This window comes from Frankia sp. CeCAU1, assembly GCF_977971845.1.
Map to the genome: position 1 here is coordinate 30,967 of NZ_CDWWXA010000051.1, position 1,341 is coordinate 32,307.

Sequence of the window (1,341 nt, forward strand, 5' to 3'; positions counted from 1 at the left end):
TGGTGGTGAGCACCGCAGCGCCGGTTCCGGCCGCGACGGTGGTGGCGCTGCCCGCGGCCGCGGCGCCCGCGGCGAAGGCTCCGGCGAGGAAGGAGCGGCGTCCCATCCGCCCGCCGTCGGACCCGGGGCTCATCCGGTACTCCTGATCTCGAGGATGCCGGGGATCGGTGCGAGGGTCTCCAGCAGCGCGCCCAGGCTGCCGTTCAGCTTCTGCCGGTCGGCGAGTGGCAGCCGTCCCGGCGGGATCCAGGTGCCGTGTGGGTTGCCGACCCGCCGCACCAGCGCGCCGAAGGCGCCCAACTGCTGGCGGGCCGCGGTCAGCGCGGCGGGCGACCGGGTCTGCAGCACCGGCGCGATCACGGTGAGCAGTTCCCGGGTGCCGTCCACGTTTGCGCTCGCGGTCGCCAGAGCCGTGCCGCTGCCCTGATCGGCGGCGCCGGTGAGCTGGAACTGCAGCGTGTTCTCCAGCACTTCGTGGGTGCGCAGGGCCAGGTCGTTCGGATCGAATTCCTGGGTGGGGAATGCCGCCCGCAGCCCCGCTACGTCGCTGGACAACCCGACCGCCGACGCGGCCAGCGAGGCGGCCGACTCACCGTGCCACAGCCCGTACTCGATCCGGTAGAAGCCGGTGAAGTCTGGGTCGTGCACTCCGCCGGGCAGCCCGGCAGGCAGTCCGTTGATCTTGGAGTCGAAGTCCCCGAAGGTGCCGTAGGCGGCGCCCAGGCGCTCGTAGTCGAGGTGGGCGGGCAGCCAGTCCCGGCGGGCCGCGTCCAGGTCGCCGTGTTCCACGTCCGCGCGCAGCGTGTCGACGCTGCCCTGCAACGTCACCAGGCCGACGGTGACGAAGGCGCGGTAGCCGCGCAGCGGGCCGCTCATGGTCTCTGCCGTCACGGGGAGGATGGAGGCGGCCCCGCTGGCCGCGCCCGCCACCCGTTGACTCGCGGACAGCAGCCGCTTACCGCCGTCCGGCAGGCATTCCCAGGCATAGGTGCCCCCGCCGATGGTGGCCGACAGGGGTCGGGTGGTTCCGGGCGCCAGCAGCTCGATCTCCGCATGGATGGCACCGGTCGCCGGGTCGATGAGGCGGACCTCCGCCGTTTGGGCGCTGCCGTTGTGGACGGTGAACGTCTGCCTGCCCGGCCGGGGCGCCGCCCAGCCTGCCGCGCAGGAGCCGCCGGTCACCTCGATCGTCCCGCCGCTGCCGCCGCTGGACGACGGGCCGAGCGCGAGGATCGTGGCGCCGGCGGCGAGGGCCGGCACCGCGACGATGGCGGCCGGCAGCGCCCACCGCGGCAGCCGGTGGCCAGCCGACGCTCCCGTCGGGGCCGGCGGGGCCGGCCC

The 1,341-nt window shown here is 74.8% G+C and carries 1 protein-coding gene; it reads right to left on the reverse strand.

Going from position 1 to position 1,341, the window contains the following annotated elements:
• Window positions 1-129: 129 nt before the first annotated feature.
• On the reverse strand, window positions 130-1,341 hold a 1,212-nt coding region (locus tag AC08OO_RS11385), incomplete at its 5' end, for an EfeM/EfeO family lipoprotein (protein WP_476618493.1).